This window comes from Anaerococcus sp. AH8042_DFU013_CI05, assembly GCF_047936775.1.
In the GTDB taxonomy this organism is placed as follows: domain Bacteria; phylum Bacillota; class Clostridia; order Tissierellales; family Peptoniphilaceae; genus Anaerococcus.
The window spans coordinates 1,560,600-1,578,432 of the sequence record NZ_CP175954.1 but is presented as its reverse complement, the minus strand read 5'-3'; the positions used below and the strand labels follow the sequence as shown (position 1 = coordinate 1,578,432).

Genomic DNA, 17,833 nt, shown 5'->3' with positions numbered 1-17,833 from the left:
TGAGTAACATATGTTTCTAATTAGAAATCACAAAGTAATTTCTTCTTGAGAAGTCGACGTATCGACTTCTCAATCCTTAGAAAGGAGGTGATCCAGCCGCACCTTCCGATACGGCTACCTTGTTACGACTTCACCCCAGTTACTGACCCTACCTTCGACTGCTGCTCCCTATTGGTTAGCTCACAGGCTTCGGGTATTGCCAACTTCCATGGTGTGACGGGCGGTGTGTACAAGACCCGGGAACGCATTCACCGTGGCATTCTGATCCACGATTACTAGCAACTCCAACTTCATGCACTCGAGTTGCAGAGTGCAATCCGAACTGGGACAGGCTTTTTGAGTTTTGCATCAGATCACTCTGTAGCTTCCCTCTGTACCTGCCATTGTAGCACGTGTGTAGCCCAAGTCATAAAGGGCATGATGATTTGACGTCATCCCCACCTTCCTCCGGTTTGTCACCGGCAGTATTGCTAGAGTCCCCAACTTAATGATGGTAACTAGCAAAAGGGGTTGCGCTCGTTATGGGACTTAACCCAACATCTCACGACACGAGCTGACGACAACCATGCACCACCTGTATTACAGTGAGCCGAAGCTCTAAGGATCTATCTCTAGATGCCCTCCGTAATATGTCAAGACTTGGTAAGGTTCTTCGCGTTGCTTCGAATTAAACCACATGCTCCGCTGCTTGTGCGGGTCCCCGTCAATTCCTTTGAGTTTCACACTTGCGTGCGTACTCCCCAGGCGGAGTGTTTAATGCGTTAGCTGCGGCACCCAGATTTACTCCAGACACCTAACACTCATCGTTTACGGCGTGGACTACCAGGGTATCTAATCCTGTTTGCTACCCACGCTTTCGTACCTCAGCGTCAGTTAATGGCCAGAAAGTCGCCTTCGCCACCGGTATTCCTCCTAATATCTGCGCATTCCACCGCTACACTAGGAATTCCACTTTCCCTTCCATTACTCAAGGTTCCCAGTTTTAGAAGCTTACTATAGTTGAGCTATAGCCTTTGACTTCTAACTTAAAAACCCGCCTACGTACCCTTTACGCCCAATGATTCCGGACAACGCTCGGTCCTTACGTATTACCGCGGCTGCTGGCACGTAATTAGCCGGACCTTATTCGTATAGTACTGTCATTTTCTTCCTATACAAAAGATTTTTACAACCCGAAGGCCTTCTAAATCACGCGGCGTCGCTGCATCAGGGTTTCCCCCATTGTGCAAAATTCCCCACTGCTGCCTCCCGTAGGAGTCTGGGCCGTGTCTCAGTCCCAATGTGGCCGTACACTCTCTCAAGCCGGCTACTGATCGTTGCCTTGGTGAGCTTTTATCTCACCAACTAGCTAATCAGACGCAAGTCCATCTTACACCGCTAAGCACTTTGACTTACTCTTCATGCGAAGTTAAAGTTTCATAGGGTATTATTCTCCGTTTCCAGAGGCTATCCCCTTGTGTAAGGCAGGTTACTCACGCGTTACTCACCCGTTCGCCACTAATCCTTTCATTTTCATTCCGAAGAAATCTAATGAGTTTCATCGTTCGACTTGCATGTGTTATGCACGCCGCCAGCGTTAATCCTGAGCCAGGATCAAACTCTCATGAAAAATTATTTAACTACTATTTTAAAATAGTAGTTTTAAGTTTTGTTCATAAAAGCTTTTTGATTCAAGCTCTTTTCATTTACACTGATCTTTTAATCAATGCGTGATTTAAATTTATCCTTTTTCTATATTATTTTTCTATATTATATAGATAAGAATCATTGTGACTCTTTCAATAAAATGAAAAAGTCTTTTTTGGTTACTCAAATTAATTGATTAAGTTTAATTATTATTTATTTGTAGATAAGGTTTAACTTATCTGGTTCAATCTGTCGTGTGTTAACGACAAAATATATAATACCACGATCAAAAATCTTTGTCAAATGTTTTTGATAATTTTTTTAATATTTTTGCTATAAACAACTTTTATAGCAGGTGTGGTATTTTTATATGATATACCATTCAAAAAGTTTTGTCAAATATTTTTTGATACACACTTTCTAAGTGGTGCTATTAATCTTACTAGGTATTTTATTTTGTGTCAAGTATTATTTTTTATTTCTTTTATTGTTTAAAATATTTACTACTATTAGTAGCCCAGTTGTGATAAATACACATACTACTGCCATAGCCATACCTACGGATACGGAGCCTTGTTCAAACTCGCTTGTTATGAAGGTTGATACTGTCATGACATTTGGTGGACTAATTATGGAGCTTGCTACTAACTCCCTAAATGAAATTATAAATGTCATCATGGCTGCTGAACTTATGCTTGGGGCAATCAGCGGCAAGATTACTTTTCTAAATGTGTAAGCCCTGCTTGCACCACTTATTTTTGCTGCCTGGATGAGATTATCTCCCATTTGTAAAAAAGATGATGATACGTATTGGATAGTAAATGGTAAAAACATTACTGAATATACTAAAACCATAAATCCTACTGTATTATAAAGGGGAATGACGTTATAGATTTTGTTCCAAAAAATCATAAGACCTATTACAAATACAATGTTTGGAATCATTTCTGGTAAAATGGCGATGTTTTCTAAATATTTTTTCCATTTACCTTGACGATAAAGACTTACTACTATAAATGTCCCAATTACTGCACAAATAATGGCAGTTGCAGCTCCTAATCCGAAGCTTGTAAGAAGGGCCCTTTTTGCTGCTGACCTGTTTTGGAATAAATCTAGATAATGTTTACCAGTGAAATTGCCAGCCTTAAGTCCATAGCCTCTTAAATTTATAAGAGATGTGGCAATTATTGAAAAATAAGGGATGCCTATGGAAAATACAATCAGGATTATAAGATAAATTACTGCAAGTACATCAAAAATCACTGGGTGATTCATCTCCTTGGTGCGGGCTGATTTTTGTCCGACTAGGTTATAAGTATTTTTTTCTGTAACTCTATTTTGAACCATACGCATAAGCATACAGATAATTACAAGTATAGAAGATAAACTTGCAGCCTTTCCAAAATCAATTGGTGCTACTGTTGCATATCGGTGAATATCTGTTGTAAAAACTATAAAGCCGATTCTCCTACCAATAGTTGCCGGGGTCCCATATTCTGAAAGTGTTTTGATAAATACTAAAAGCATGCCAATTGCATAGTTACCAGTAAGGAGGGGGAAAATTATTTTTCTAAGCCTATATCCCAATCCCGCCCCAGAAATTTTGGCACTTTCGTCCATATTTGCCGATATATTGCCAATGGAGTTTTTTATAATATTGGTCATAAAAGGGAAAATATGCAAACTCATTACCATAACCAAGCCAAAAATCGAGAAGAATTTTTCGCTAAAATTGCCAGTTGCTGGGAAAAGTTGTTGGAAAAGACCTCTTTTTTGGCAAAATAGAATCCAACCCATGGATAGGATATATGGTGGAGTCATAAAAGGAATCATAAAAATAATTTCTAGCCACTTGTACTTGGCTAGTCTTGATTTTGTAAATATAAATCCCAAGGGTGTTGCTATCAGACTTGCACATATTACTACTAATATTCCTAATAATAGGGAGTTTTTTATAGTAAGAAGATTATCTTTGGTAAAAATCAACTCAGCTGCTTGGCTAAAATTTAAGCGACCATCTATGATGATCGCTCTTAAAAATACCGTTGCTATCGGTGTTACTATAAAAAACAAAAGTAGTAATAAGATTAGATAATTACTAGTTTTTGTCTTTTTCATTGTTATTTTACTAATGAATTCATTTTTGCTGAGATTTCATCAGCATTTTCTAGCATGTAATCCCAATCTAGATTTTCAAATTGTGGAATGTCTGCTACATTTGTTCTCTTATCTGTTGTAATATCAGATCTACCTGGTAGTAGGTAGGCATCTGCTACTAGTTCTTGAGCTTTATCTGAGATTAGGAAATCAATAAAGGCTTTTGCATTGTCCATATTTTTAGCTGATTTTAAAATCATCGCTGGTCTTGGGTTGATAACTGTTCCGCTTTTTGGATAATAAATTGCTAGTGGTTCGCCATCTGCAATTGATTTGTATGCATTGTAGTCAACACCTGCAAGAAGAATTGCTTTTTCTCCAGTTGTTACTGCTTCTAGGGCTGCTTTGTTTGCTCCTGGAATTGTTAGTCCATTTGCTGCAATATCTTCCCAAGTTTTCCAATCATCTTTGTTTTGTGAGAAGTATCCTGCTAAGAAATCTTTTGCTGAACCAGATTTTTCTGGATCTGGCAATGCTATGTCGCCATTGTATTTTTCATCTGCAAAATCTGCCCAATCAGCATCTAGGTTTTCTACAATAGTTGTGTTATAGATTACTCCAACTGCTGATGCACTTGTACCAAATAATTCTTTATCGCTATCAATAAAATCTTCGTAAAGTTTGTCAGCATCCTTTGCATCATAGCTTTCTAGATTTCCTTCTTTTTTCATAGCAAGACCATCAGACCAAGATGCTAAAACCACAACATCTGCTACTGGATTGTCTTTTTCTGCTTCTAGACGAGCAAGAATTTCTCCAGTTGTTCCTTCAAAAAGATCAACTTTTACACCTGTTTCTTCTTCAAAAGCTGCAATGTATTTTTCGTTAAGTCCTTTTGGGCTTGGCATATAAACTGTAACTGATCCAGAAAGGTCTTTGTTTTCTTCGCTTGAAGTTTCTGCTGGAGCAGCTTCTTCAGTTTTTTCTTCTTTTACTTCTGGTGTTTCAGTCTTATTTTCTTCTGCACTTTGTGTTTGTTCTGCAGTATTTTCTGCTGGTGCTTCTGTTGTGTTTGCATTGCCACAAGCTGAAAGCGCAGCTGCAATAGATAGTGCCATAAGGGCATTAAGAATTTTTTTCATAATTTCTCCTAGTTAAATTCTATAATATTTTTCTTATCGGCATAAAGATTTAAAATCTCCCCTGCCTTTTTTCCGTTTTTGGAATTAAATGACCAATTATTTCCCATATAATCCAGATAAATTATGTAAGAATCTCCTAAAAATTGTGAAGAAATAACTTCTGTTTTATATAAGTCTGAGCCTGGGATTTCCTTATCAGTAAAATCTTCTGGGCGAATCATATGATTTTTGTCCAGCCAATTAGATTTGCCAATGAAATGAGCCACAAAATCTGTTTTTGGATACTTATATATATCTTCAGGACTTGCTTTTTGCTCGATGTGGCCATTATTCATAATAATAATGTCATCTGACATAGACATAGCTTCTTCTTGGTCGTGGGTGACAAAAACTGCAGTTTGTCCCATATCTTTCACAATTTTTGCGATTTCAAGGCGCATTTGTTCCCTTAAAATAGCATCAAGAGCAGAAAGAGGCTCATCAAATAAAACACAATCTGGATTGTCGCTAATGGCGCGAGCAAAGGCAACTCTTTGCTGTTGACCACCAGAAAGCTCCCTTGGAAATCTATTTTCATAACCATCCAAGTGTACAGTTTCAAGGGCTCTTAATACTTTTTTCTTAGTATCAGTATTATCACCCTTAGCCTTTAGAGGAAAAGCAACATTTTCAAAAACTGTCATATGAGGCCATAGGGAAAAGTCTTGAAAAACAAAACCTAGACCACGTTTTTCTGGAGGAATATTTATATTTTTCTCACTTGAAAAAATAACTTTATCATCAAATAATATTTCTCCACTATCTGGTATTTCAAGGCCAGAAATCATCCTTAAAACGGTAGTTTTTCCGCAACCAGAAGGTCCTAAGAGAGTGGTAAAAGAATTATGGTCTATGACCAAATTCAAATCCTTAATACTAAAACTATCTGAAAACTTTTTATTAATATTTATAAGTGAAATTTTCATAATACTCCTGCTTTCTTAGAATCTTTGCTGCAGAAATAATTTTATCTAATTAATATATAAAGTTTGCAAAACATTTGTAAAGTTTTTGTAAAAAAATCCACCCCTGACATCATGGGGTGGATTAACGAAAACTATAATATATTTTATTTTAAACAATCAATAACACTTCCGCTCATATCTTTCATATCTAAATCATAAATCTTATCTATTGTAGGAGCGATATCTACAATCTTTTCATCTTCTATGATGCTATTTTCTTTAAAAGCTGGACCTGCAAATATTGCTATTGCTAGATTTTTTTCTTTACTAGGCAAAAATCCATGGTTTCCGCGTGGTCCTGGTTCTTGATTTCTGTTTTCAATGAAATCTCTAGCATCTGCATCAAAAACATAGCCTTCTTTAGCCTCTAGCCAAAGCTTAGCTGAGTCACTTGATTTTAATTCTTGAATTTCTTCTGTACTAAATATTTGATCTATACCTTCTAAGTTAAGGCTTTCAATTTTTTCTTTGATTTCTTCTACAAGTTTAGGATTATCTTCTTTTGTATAGAGAGCTGTGGATCCTCCACATGTTAAGAAATATGCTTGCCAGTCTTCTTTTACAGTTCCATCTTCATTTACATTTACTAAATCCATATCAGCTAGCATTTTGTTTAGTCTAATAGGATAAGCTGTATCAATTTGAGAATGGTCACTTAGAAGCATTATATTTATTTCATCAAGATTTTTAACTTTTGAAATTTTCTCAAACATACGACTAAGTCTGTCATCTAATTCTTTTATTGCATCTTTTACTGCAAAATGACTTGCACCATAAACGTGTTTTTGGTGGTCAACATCTATTAGATGAAGAAAAGTAATATCTGGTTGGTGTTTTTCAAATGTGTAGGCTGTAGCATTTGCCATCCACTCATCTTTTTGTTTTTGACTATCATGACTATCAAATGGACCAAAGACAGACTGAAGTTCTTCTATATATTCACCACTACCATTTTCTTTTAAGTGGTCAATAAATGTTCCTTCTGAATTTGGAGAAACTTCTGGGACGTTAAACTCAATATCTGCTTTTGCAGAAACTGGCCAAGAAAAAGCTGCAATTTTTAATCCTTTATTGTGGGCATTGTTTAAAATAGTATCGCCAGAAATATAAGAATGATCCCAATACCAATCCATAGCTTTTTTCTCTGGTTGCACAAGTAGATTATTATCTACTCCATGTTCTATCGGATATCTTCCTGTTACAACTGAAGAATGTATAGGATAAGTTAAAGTAGGATATACTGATTCAACTTTTTTAATCCAAGTACCTTTTTCTATCATTGATTTTAAAAATGGTAATTGTTTGTAAACTTCCTCATCACAGTTTCCAAGAGCATCTAGTGAAATTACTATAAGTGGTGTATTATTCATAATATCTCCTATTTTATTCCGCTATAAGTCATAGCTTTTATAATTTCTTTTTGAGCAATTAGGTAAATTATTACTATTGGTAGTATCAAAATAACATTTCCTGCCATAACTGTATTCCATTGAATACCATCAAGAGTAGATTTAAGCATAGATACTCCTAAAGGAAGAGTCCTAACATCATCGTTGCTTGTCATAACCAATGGCCAGAAATAATCATTCCATTCAGAAATAAAAGTAAACAAAGCTATTGTAATTACAGTACCTCTAGCTTGAGGCAACATAATTTTATAAATTATTTTCCAAGTAGGTGTATTATCCAAAATTGCTGCTTCAATAATCTCATCTGGAACTTGCATAAATCTTTGGCGAAGCAAGAAAATACCAAAAGCTGAACTAGCCCATGGTAATATTAATGACCAATAAGTATTAATAAGGTTAACTTTTGAAAACATTAAATATACTGGCAAAAATATTAATTGAGCTGGAATCATCATAGTTACTAAGATTGATGAAAACAAAGTTTTTCTACCAGTAAAATCCATTTTCGCAAATGCATAAGCTGCTGGTATTATTGTAAGAAGCTGTAAAATTACTACAGATAATGTAACTATTATTGAGTTTTTTGTATAGTGCAAAAATGGTCCAGATTGCCAAGCATCAGCATAGTTTTGTGGTACCCAAGTTTCTGGAAATAATGTAGGTGGTAATCTTAGTGTCTCTGCTAATGGCTTAAAAGATGTAAATACCATCCATAAAAAAGGTCCTAAAAAAACAATTATAATTAATATTAATAGGATATATCTAAATATTTTTCTTAATATACTTTCTTTTTGCATGGATTCTCCTTAATTATAGTAAACTTTACTAGACATCAATTTAAAATAAATGAATGTTAGTATAGCTATAACTACGAATAAAATTACACCAGCAGCAGATGATAGTCCCATATTAAAGAACTTAAATCCTGTTTCATAAATATAATAAACTAAAGTATTAGACGCATTGATTGGTCCACCTTGAGTCATTATAGCTATGGTTTCAAATACTTTAAAACTTGCAATTATACTAGTTATACCGACAAAAAACACTGTAGGTGATAACATAGGAAGTGTAATTTTAAATAATTTTCTATACCAAGGTGTATTATCTAAGGCTGCTGCTTCATAAATATCATTTGGAATTGCTTGAAGCCCTGAAAGAAATATTAATGAATAGTATCCAACACCCTTCCAAATACTTACTGCAGCTAATGAATAAATAACTACATTAGGATCAGTCAAAAATCTCACTGGTGAAATTCCAATCCTACCTAATAAGAAGTTAAATAATCCATAATCATAATCCATCAACCATAACCAAAGCATGGATATGGAAACTAAGGAAATAATATAAGGTGCAAAGATTACACTTTGCATAAAAGAGTGGATTTTTGTGCTTTTATTTAGGGCCAATGCAATTAGTAATCCAAAAATTACAAATCCTGCTACTGTCAAAACAGTATACAAAAGAGTATTACTCATTGTTTGAATAAACCTAGGATCTCCCAATAATTGTTTAAAGTTTTTTAAACCTACAAAATTCATATCAGGGGATACAAAATTCCAATCATGAAATGATAAGTAAATCATATATATAATTGGAATAAAAGAAAATAAGATAAAAACTATCATTGATGGAGCTACCATCAGATAAGGGGAAGCATTTGTTTTACTTTTGGATATAGGTTTTTGTGTTTTCTCTTTCTTTTTGTTGATTGACACTGTCAAAGCCTTCTCCCCTTTCTCTTTTTGTAACGAAAGATTTATTATCATCAACTTCTTTGCTTGTATTAGTCAATAAATTTCCTTCTTCATCAAAGTATTTTAAATCTTCTTTATACACTTCAATAACAATTTCTTTAGAATCATTTATATTTTTATCATATGATTTTACTTGGAATGTTCCTAAATTATTTTCTACTGTGTATATGATTTCTGAACCTAGTGGCTCCACGTTTAATACATTTGCCATAAAAAATAGAGAGTCTTCTCTACTAGGATGATTTACTATGTGGGAGTCTTCTGGTCTAAAACCAACAAATTTTATTTTTTCATCACTAGTTTCATAATATTTTTTTGCTTGCTCATCTAAAGTTATGATGTTCATAGGAGGTGATCCTATAAATTTAGCTGTGAAAATGTTTGATGGATTTTTATAAACTTCTTCTGGAGTAGTATCTTGCATAACCTCTCCACCATTCATAACAATAATTTGTGTTCCCATACTCATAGCTTCAACTTGATCATGGGTTACGTAAATAAATGTTGTTCCTAATCTTTCGTGAATTTTCTTAAGTTCAGTTCTCATTTGTACTCTAAGCTTAGCATCAAGGTTTGAAAGTGGCTCATCCAAAATAAATATATCTGGTTTTTTTACCATAGCACGTGCTAGGGCTACTCTTTGTCTTTGACCACCAGATAGGTTAGATGGGCGTCTATCCATATATTCATCTAGTGAAACTATTTGACTAATTTCTCTGATAAGTCTTTCTCTTTCTTCTTTTGGTACTTTATTATTTATAAGTCCAAATTCGATATTTTCACGAACGGTCATAGTTGGATAAAGTGCATAGTTTTGAAAAACCATAGCAACTTTTCTATCTCCAGGAGCTACATTATTTACTAATCTATCTCCTATATAAATATTTCCATCTGTGATATCTTCAAGCCCTGCTATCATTCTTAGAGTAGTAGACTTTCCACATCCTGATGGACCTACAAAAACAGCAAAAGCTCCATCAGGGATGTATAGTGATACATCCCTGACAGAATAGTTTTCATTGCCTTCATATTTTTTATATATGTTTTCTAATTTTACACTCGCCATTATTTATCCTAACTAAAATGACAATATAGATTGTGCTTGATTTTGTAAGTTGTCATAAATTTGATCAACATCAGCACCTTGTGTTGTTGTGTTTGTAACACCTTCATAAAGCATTTTTTCCATTTCAGGCCATCCTTTAGCAATTGGTCTTGCTTGTGCATGTTCTAATTGGTCAAAAGCTGTTTTATATTGAGGAACTTCTTTGTGAAGTTTTTGAATTTTATCAGTTTCTACTGAAGAATATCTTGTTGGTAGGTATCCTGTATATTCTGAAGCAAACACGTTTTGATCTGTTGCTGTCATAAATTTAAGGAATTTCCAAGCAGCTTCTTGTTTTTCTTTATCAAGACCACTAGTCATAACAATGTTACATCCACCTGTTGGAACTGCATAATGCTTATTGCCAGGTACAAAAGATGTATCAAGTTCAAATCCATTTTCTTTAGCTAATGGTAATAAAGATGATAGGCCTGCAGTAGATGTGAAATATAAAGCAGAGTTTTGGTTTACAAAATCTTGTCTTTGTGTATCACCTGATTGTTCACCTAAAACTACTTTGATTAGATCTTCATCTGCAAGTTCTTGTAAAAATCTAGCTGGTTCTCTTGTTCCTTCTTGATCAAAACCAACTTTACCATCTTTTGCATAGAATCCATCAGATGAATAAACCCAAGCTTCTAAAAACCATGGATCTAGGTTAAATGTCATTGCATATTTATCATTATCTTTATCTCTTAATTTTTTAGCATATTCTTTAAATTCTTTCCAATCTCTAGGACCTTCTGGATCAAGGCCTGCAGCTTTTAGCATATCAACATTTTTGTACATAATTGGTGTTGATCTATAGAAAGGAAGTCCGTAAAGATCTTCATCTATATAAGCTTCATGCATTAAACCTTCATTAAAATCATCAATATTTACTTCATCATCGATAAATGGTGTAAGATTTTCTATCATGCCGCCCTTACCCATTGTGTACATGTTTGCAATTTCAACTTCAAATATTTCTGGAGCATTGTTTGCAGCTTTTGCAGCTTGAGTTTTTGATGAAAGTTCATCATATGAACCTTGGTATGCTGCTTCAACTACAATTTCGTCTTGAGATTCGTTAAATTGTTTTACTAATTCTTCTTTAGATTCGCCGATTTTATCTTTCCATGCATACCAATATGTAAGGTGGATTTTGCCATCATCTGTATTTGCTGATGTTTTATCATCTGAAGTTTTTTCTGCTGGAGCATCACTAGTTTCTTCTGCCTTATCACCTGCATTTTCTGTGTTAGCAGTTTCTGTTTGCGCTGGTTTATTATCTGTAGTAGCGTCATTATTATTCGCACCACAAGCTGTAAAGCCTAGTAACATTGACATTGATAAAGCTAGGCCAAATATTTTTTTTGTATTAAACATACATCCTCCTAAAAGTTTAATGTAGGTACATTTTAATCAGTTTGTATAAAATATATTTATTAAATTTGTAATAGTTTGGTAAATTTTGGCAATTATTTTTTAAATATTTTTTACAAAAATTTCAAAATACTTATAAGATCTTTATAAATAAGCTATCTATTAAATTTATATAAATTTTACAAATACTTAACAAAGAAAAAAGCATACCCTAAGTATGCTAATCTAAAAAATTTTTCACTATATCTGGATAATCGGTTATAAGGCCACTTGGTTTACATGGAAGATATATACTGTAATCATAGTCTGCTTTTCCAAACCAAATATTTAAGCCAATGTTATTTTCAGCAAATTTTTCAGCTATTTCCTTATTCACAACAAAATTCATTGGGTGATAATATTCCATGCCAAGATTTTTTACATATTCCCATGGTTTATGAAGTCTTGATGATTCCAATACTCCACATTTGATATGAGGGGCTATTTCTTTAAATTTTACTAAAGCATTATGATTAAAAGATGATATTATTATTTTTTCATCCAACTTATATTCTTTTATCAAATCATAAACTTTTCCTTCGATACCTGGATAGTCAATTATGGATGTTTTTAGCTCTATATTTGTAATAATGTCCTTGTCTTTAGCAAATTCGAAATATTCTCTAAGGGTTGGGATTTTTTGAACTTCAAAATCTGGAAATAATTTTGAAGCATTTAGTTTTTGTAATTGCTCAAGAGTTTTTTCGCAAACTAAACCATTTCCATCCGTTGTCCTATCTAGTGTTTCATCATGAATTATTACTAAATGACCATCCTTTGACAAATGTACATCAAATTCTATGCCATCCGCACCAGCTTCAATTGCTTTTTCAAATCCTAGCATAGTATTTTCCGGATATTTTCCTTTAAATCCTCTGTGGGCAAAATTTATCATATATTCCTCCTAAATTTTTACATCTATGATACAAAATAAATGTTTTGATTTTATTTTTATTTTGTAAATTATTGCTTACATTATTTTCCACTAAAAAAGGAACTATATTTATAGCCCCTAATAATTTTTATTTATTTATATCTAATGTTTCTTTGTAGTTTATGTAGCCAAATATGTAAATTAACACTGCAACTATATAAAAATAGTTGTGGTCAAAATATGAGCTAACTGATAGACTACCTGATAATTTAAAATCTAGGAAGTATTTTGCTATTAAAGCCATTATCCCAATTATTAATCCTTTTGGTGAATATAAAGTGTCTCGATTCATGAGATCTCCTTATTTCATAAAAACTAATTAGAAACAGTGGTCTGTAGCACCTTTAATTGCCCACCAACCACCGTCGATTGTCTTTTTTAAGTTTTTCACAATGCTAGCTTTCTTCTATCTTTAAATATTACTTTCAAATATGTCTTGGCTAGCCGTTAATTTGTTACCCGATGAAAAGGTATCTAATCATACTTTTAGAAAAAATATAAATATTTTATAAGTTTTGCTAGCAACTTGCTATTATATTTCTCGAATTAATCTGATATAATACCATAAAAGACTCTAAGGAAATACTATGAATACTAATAATAACGAAAAATTAAATACTAACGATGGTTTTACAAGCAAGCTTGGATTTACCCTAGCCTCAATAGGCTCTGCAGTGGGCATGGGCAATATCTGGCGTTTTCCTGTAATGGTTTCGCTATTTGGTGGAATGAGTTTCTTGTTGCCCTATTTTTTATTTGTAATACTAATTGCATCAACTGGAGCTATAGAAGAATTTGCCTTAGGTAGGCTTACTGGATTTGGACCGGTTCATGCATTTTCCTTTGCAACCGCCCAAAGGGGCAAGGAAAAAATTGGTAGAAAATTAGGTTTTATACCTGTCTTGGGATCTCTTGCCTTGGCTATTGGCTATACTGCAGTTATGGGATGGATTTTTAGATACAATTTCTTGGCCATAAATGGTAGTCTTAGTAGTTTTGCCAATGATTTTTCTCTAATTGGAGCTACCTTTGAACAAACTGCTAGCACCTTTGCCAATAATTTTTGGATAATTGTTGCTGGAATTTCCTCAATGATTATAATGTCTTTTGGAATTGCAAGAGGTATTGAAAGAGCAAATAAATTTTTGATGCCACTTTTATTTATATTACTTCTTGGTCTTGCAATTTATATTGGGACAAATCCTGCTGCTAGCAAGGGCTATAAATATATTTTTAACCTTAATTTTAGCAAACTAGCTGATATAAAACTATGGGTTTTTGCTTTTGGTCAGGCATTTTTCTCCCTTTCTATTGCGGGTAATGGTTCTGTGATTTATGGATCATATTTGCCAAAAAATGAGGATATTCCTTCTTCTGCAAAAAACATTGCATTTTTTGACACACTTGCAGCTCTTCTTGCAGCTTTTGTAATAATTCCAGCAATGGCCATTGGAAATGCTGACCTTAACGAAGGCGGCCCAGGACTGATGTTTATTTATTTAGTAAATGTTTTTAATAAGATTGAGGGCGGAAATATTTTGATGATTATATTTTATCTTGCCATACTTTTTGCTGGATTTTCTTCAATTATTAATCTTTATGAAGCACCGGTTGCTTATATCCAAGAAAATTTTGGATGTAGTCGAAAAATGTCAGCATTTCTTATAAATGCTTTTGGTATTGTAGCGGCAATATTTATCCAAGGCATTGTTGGATCTTGGATGGATTTTGTTTCTATAATAATAGCTCCCCTAGGAGCGCTTTTAGCTGGAATAATGTTTTTCTGGATACTTGATAAAAAACTAGCTATTAATGAAGTAAATAAGGGACGTAAAAAGCCTCTTGGAAATTGGTTTTATCCACTTGGAAAATATTTATACTGTGCCTTAAGCTTTCTTGCCCTAGTACTAGGCATAATTTTTGGTGGTATTGGATAAAAATAAGTATGAAAAAAGAGTAGAATTTAATCTACTCTTTTTATTTGCCTACATTATTGCTTTTCTTAAATCTTCTAAAGCTTCACGAGCTACATCCATAGCCTTTTGCATAGCATCTTTATTTGTCATATCAACGCCTGCTTTTTTAAGAACATCAATTGGATATTCACTTTCACCAGCTTTTAGATAATCGAGATATGCTTTTCTATCTTCATCTCTTCCATTTAGGATTTTTTGGCTAAGGGCTACTGCTGACATAAATCCTGTTGCATATTGGAATACATAATAGAACATATAAAAGTGTGGGATTCTTGCCCATTCTGCAGAAATATATTCATCTACTTTAATATCATCACCAAAGTAATCTCGGTTTAAGTCACCGTAAATTTGGTCAAGTTTTGCTGCTGGGATAGGCTCTCCATCTGCAACTAATTTATTTACTTCATGTTCAAATTCTGCAAACATTGTTTGTCTAAATACTGTTGATTTAAATTGGTTTACAAAATAATTCAATAAATATGCAGTTTCTTCTTCGCTTTGGCTATTTTTTAGCATATAATCTAAGAGTAAAAGCTCATTAGTTGTTGATGCAATTTCTGCAAGGAAGATTGAATATGACCCGTAAATATATGGTTGGTTTTTTCTTGTATAGTAGGAGTGCATGGAGTGGCCAAGTTCGTGGGCAATTGTAAATACATCACCAATTGTATTTGTGTGGTTTAACAAAATGTATGGTTGGGTATCGTATGATCCTGAAGAATATGCACCTGATCTTTTCCCCTCATTTGGCATAACATCAAACCATCTTTGTTCAAATCCCTTGCGGGCTACTTCTACGTATTCTTCTCCAAGTGGTTTGATTGCTTCAAGTACTATTTCGCGTGCTTCATCAAATTCGATCTCTCTTTCATAATCTTTTACTAATGGCACATAAATATCATGGAAACCTAGGTCATCTACCCCTAAAAATTCTTTACGAAGGCTAGTGTAGTCTCTGTGGATGTCCATATTTTCGTGAACTATTTCTAGTAGATTATCATAGATTTCTTCATCTAAGTTATTTGCTGAAAGACTCATTTGGCGAGCTGAATTATATTTTCTAAGTTTTGATTCTATATTGTGACTAGTAATTTCCCCGTCAAGTAAGGATGCAGCTGTATTTTCAAATTGTTTATAAACTCCATAATAAGTTTCATAAACCCTACGTCTAAAATCACGGTCCTTATCTTCTTCAAGAGTTGTGAAGTTTGCATCTGATAGAGCAACTTCTTCACCGCCTTTTTCTACAGCTGGGAATTTCATATCAGCATTTGAGAAAACCATATAAGTAGAAACTGGATTTTGACTTAATTTTGAAAAGCTAGCTAGGATTTTTTCTTCATTTTCACTTAGAACATGGTCTTTATTTCTAAATAAGTCTTCAAAATAATGGTCATATGCCTTTAATTCTTCTTTTTCACCTAGCATTTTTTTGATATCTTCATAGTCAGCTGCTAGAATTTCTGGTATAATAAATGATAATTTTTCAGAAATTTCTGCTCCAGCAATAGATGTTGTTTGGCTCATTTGTTGATAAGTGCTATCAGCTGTATTTTCATCTGATTTTAAATGGCCATAAACTCCTGCCTTGTGAAATTTTCTCATTAGATTTTCATAATCTTTTAGAAAATTTAAAAGCGAATCTGCATTTTCAGTGATTTTGCCTTTGTAGTCTGCTAGCTTATCAGTTAGTTCTCTAGCTTGTTTTACCTCACTATAATATTCATCATCACTTGCATAAATTAAAGAGGTATCCCACTTTAATTTTTCATCTATCTCATTTCTTTTCATTATTTTCTCCTTATTTTTCTATATCTATATTCATGCCCATATTTTGAGTACTGTTTGTGGTTCTTGTAACTAGTATGCGATTTTCGCCAGTAATATCTGGTAAATATCCCATATCTATTTCTTTATTTTGATAAAGGCTTGTAAGTGGCCTATATTTTACGCCATAAATATCTAGCATAGACGGTAAATATCTATCTTCTGTATTCATGCGATTTGTTATAGCCTGATTTAAATCACCAGCCACAGCTTGATCAGTGTATTCTACTACATCTCCTAGCCTTTCAACGCTTGGCATAATATTTTCTGTGGAGGCTTTAAATACCAAATAATCCATCAGACTCATAAATTTGTTAAAAAGATAGTATGCGCTATATGTTTCGCCATTATTTATGCTAACTTGGCTAACTAAAAGCATAGGTCCAGACTCAGAGCTTATTTTATCGAAAGTTACAGTTGTATTTATTCCACTTACTCCTGCAACGGGTCCAAATTCTCGTTCGGTAAGTTCATTATTTCTCTTATAAGAAAGTATAGTAGAATAAGCATCCTGCATTTGACTAGAGGGTCTTAGGGAAATACCAAACTGGCTATCACCTATATTTGTATCAATGATATTACCCACTGCATCTTGGGGATTTAAATTTTTACCATTTTTACCAGTACCATATAAATTTATTAAATCCAAATCATCTTCTGATTTTTCTTTTGGACTAGTATTCTCTTCTTCGCCGGCCTTTTGGTAGGTGATTTTTGGCATAGCAACGTTTTTGTCTTCTTTTTTATCAGCATCAGATAGCCCCTTTTCAAAATCAGCTCGTGATTGAAAATCACAAGCTGAAAGTGAAAGTAGAATCGCAAATATTGCAAAAAATTTCTTTTTCATAAGTGTTCTATACCGCCGTCCTTAATCCAATTATTACAAAAAGTATAGACAAGGCCACAAAGGCTGTCACACTTATAACTTGGGTACTTGTAGCCAGGCTACGATTTATAATTGGGAAAACACCCGTTAAAATCACTCCAGCAAGCAAGCCCCCAAGATGGCCAAGCAATCCTACACTAGGACTTAGTAACGAATAAACTATATTTATTGCAATTACTGATAAGAAACTTGCCCCAAAACTAGATAGCATGCTATCTCCCCTGTAATTTAGCATAATACCTAAGGCTAAACCAAAAAGTCCATATAGGGATGTAGAAGCACCTGCGCTAACCGTAGATGGATTTCCAAAAGCAAAACTTACAAGGTTTCCCATAATCCCTGCTAAAATATAGATTATTAAGAAGTTACGACTGCCATAAAGTCCTTCAAAAACTGGTCCTATCTGATACAAAAAGTACATATTAAATAAAATATGTGGTAATCCTATGTGGATAAAGCTAGCTGTAAAAAGTCTCCACCATTGACCATTTGCAATATCACTCTTTACAACAGCACCAAATCTAATTAGATTTGATATATTTTCGCTGCCTCCAGTAAAGGACATAATTACAAATACAATAATATTTACTATAAGTAAGAGACTCGTTACCCTACTTGATCCTAAATTTCTAAAACTATTCATAGTTTTATTATACTTTTTTT

The 17,833-nt window shown here is 33.7% G+C and carries 14 protein-coding genes and 1 rRNA gene; 1 reads left to right on the top strand and 14 read right to left on the bottom strand.

Features of this window, described 5'->3' with window-relative positions:
* Positions 1–80 precede the first annotated feature (80 nt).
* The 11 genes from ACKRLN_RS08070 to ACKRLN_RS08020 all read right to left on the bottom strand — a co-directional run bounded on the left by ACKRLN_RS08070 (position 81) and on the right by ACKRLN_RS08020 (position 12,773).
* Positions 81–1,609, bottom strand: a 16S ribosomal RNA gene (locus tag ACKRLN_RS08070).
* Between the two features lie 485 nt (positions 1,610–2,094).
* Positions 2,095–3,744 (bottom strand): ABC transporter permease, encoded by a 1,650-nt coding sequence (locus ACKRLN_RS08065; RefSeq protein ID WP_296142977.1) that lies wholly within the window; start codon positions 3,742–3,744, stop codon positions 2,095–2,097.
* A 2-nt stretch (positions 3,745–3,746) separates the two neighbouring features.
* Complete coding sequence (locus ACKRLN_RS08060) at positions 3,747–4,865, bottom strand: ABC transporter substrate-binding protein (RefSeq protein ID WP_416334833.1); 1,119 nt, start codon at positions 4,863–4,865, stop codon at positions 3,747–3,749.
* An 8-nt stretch (positions 4,866–4,873) separates the two neighbouring features.
* Positions 4,874–5,830 carry an ABC transporter ATP-binding protein gene (locus ACKRLN_RS08055; protein ID WP_416334832.1) on the bottom strand — a complete coding sequence of 319 codons (957 nt, stop codon included), beginning with the start codon at positions 5,828–5,830 and terminating at the stop codon, positions 4,874–4,876.
* A 143-nt stretch (positions 5,831–5,973) separates the two neighbouring features.
* Entirely contained in the window at positions 5,974–7,239 is a 1,266-nt protein-coding gene (locus ACKRLN_RS08050; protein ID WP_416334831.1) for an alkaline phosphatase family protein, read from the bottom strand.
* 8 nt (positions 7,240–7,247) lie between these two features.
* Complete coding sequence (locus ACKRLN_RS08045; protein ID WP_416334830.1) at positions 7,248–8,075, bottom strand: carbohydrate ABC transporter permease; 828 nt, start codon at positions 8,073–8,075, stop codon at positions 7,248–7,250.
* A gap of 9 nt (positions 8,076–8,084) precedes the next feature.
* Entirely contained in the window at positions 8,085–8,867 is a 783-nt protein-coding gene (locus tag ACKRLN_RS08040) for a carbohydrate ABC transporter permease (RefSeq protein ID WP_416334829.1), read from the bottom strand.
* Positions 8,868–8,946: 79 nt separating this feature from the next.
* Complete coding sequence (locus ACKRLN_RS08035) at positions 8,947–10,104, bottom strand: ABC transporter ATP-binding protein (RefSeq protein ID WP_203127666.1); 1,158 nt, start codon at positions 10,102–10,104, stop codon at positions 8,947–8,949.
* Positions 10,105–10,116: 12 nt separating this feature from the next.
* Positions 10,117–11,511 carry an ABC transporter substrate-binding protein gene (locus ACKRLN_RS08030; protein ID WP_416334828.1) on the bottom strand — a complete coding sequence of 465 codons (1,395 nt, stop codon included), beginning with the start codon at positions 11,509–11,511 and terminating at the stop codon, positions 10,117–10,119.
* A gap of 217 nt (positions 11,512–11,728) precedes the next feature.
* Positions 11,729–12,442, bottom strand: a complete 714-nt coding sequence (locus ACKRLN_RS08025; protein WP_416334827.1) for a glycerophosphodiester phosphodiesterase — start codon at positions 12,440–12,442, stop codon at positions 11,729–11,731.
* A gap of 127 nt (positions 12,443–12,569) precedes the next feature.
* Positions 12,570–12,773 (bottom strand): hypothetical protein, encoded by a 204-nt coding sequence (locus tag ACKRLN_RS08020; protein ID WP_416334826.1) that lies wholly within the window; start codon positions 12,771–12,773, stop codon positions 12,570–12,572.
* Positions 12,774–13,068: 295 nt separating this feature from the next.
* On the opposite strand from ACKRLN_RS08020, the gene ACKRLN_RS08015 reads away from it, so the two are divergent.
* Positions 13,069–14,418 (top strand): sodium-dependent transporter, encoded by a 1,350-nt coding sequence (locus ACKRLN_RS08015; RefSeq protein WP_416334825.1) that lies wholly within the window; start codon positions 13,069–13,071, stop codon positions 14,416–14,418.
* A gap of 48 nt (positions 14,419–14,466) precedes the next feature.
* On the opposite strand, the gene pepF is transcribed toward ACKRLN_RS08015, so the two are convergent.
* From pepF to ACKRLN_RS08000, 3 genes are read right to left on the bottom strand one after another with little or no spacing between them, the layout of a single operon-like run.
* On the bottom strand, positions 14,467–16,248 hold the full coding sequence (gene pepF, locus ACKRLN_RS08010; RefSeq protein WP_416334824.1) for an oligoendopeptidase F: 1,782 nt from the start codon (positions 16,246–16,248) through the stop codon (positions 14,467–14,469).
* A gap of 10 nt (positions 16,249–16,258) precedes the next feature.
* Positions 16,259–17,131 carry a hypothetical protein gene (locus ACKRLN_RS08005; RefSeq protein ID WP_416334823.1) on the bottom strand — a complete coding sequence of 291 codons (873 nt, stop codon included), beginning with the start codon at positions 17,129–17,131 and terminating at the stop codon, positions 16,259–16,261.
* A gap of 7 nt (positions 17,132–17,138) precedes the next feature.
* Positions 17,139–17,813: a rhomboid family intramembrane serine protease gene (locus tag ACKRLN_RS08000; RefSeq protein WP_416334822.1), complete on the bottom strand. Its 675-nt coding sequence runs from the start codon at positions 17,811–17,813 to the stop codon at positions 17,139–17,141.
* Between the last annotated feature and the right edge of the window lie 20 nt (positions 17,814–17,833).